The organism is Acinetobacter sp. ANC_7504 (genome assembly GCF_056779995.1).
Map to the genome: position 1 here is coordinate 1 of NZ_JBWYIZ010000032.1, position 487 is coordinate 487.

1 protein-coding gene is annotated in these 487 nt (G+C 46.8%); it reads left to right on the top strand.

Annotated elements, in window-relative coordinates:
- The coding region (locus tag AC1M9F_RS14480) for a thiolase family protein (protein ID WP_481598116.1) at positions 1–487 on the top strand (487 nt) is incomplete at both ends.

The following is a 487-nucleotide window of genomic DNA, read 5'->3' on the forward strand; positions in this document are numbered from 1 at the left end:
GCTGATCAAGACCAATTTGCTTTAACCAGCCAACAGCGTACGGCTGCAGCGCAAGCACGTGGTTTCTTTGATCAAGAAATCGTGCCTGTGACTATTCCACAGCGTAAAGGTGATGCGGTTGTGGTGGCAAAAGATGAACATCCTCGTGCATCAACCACTTTAGAAGCCTTAACCAAGTTAAAACCTGTTGTAAAAACAGACGGTACAGTAACCGCAGGTAATGCATCAGGGATTAACGATGGTGCTGCTGCGATTCTGATTGCGTCTGATGAAGCTGTTGAAAAATATGGTTTAAAACCTCGTGCCAAAGTGATTGGTGCAACCACCGTTGGGGTTGAACCTCGCATTATGGGCTTTGGTCCGGCACCTGCGATTAAAAAGTTACTGGCTCAAACAGGTTTAACACTAGAGCAAATGGATGTGATTGAGCTGAACGAAGCGTTTGCAGCACAAGCATTGGCGTGTACACGTGACCTAGGTTTAGCCG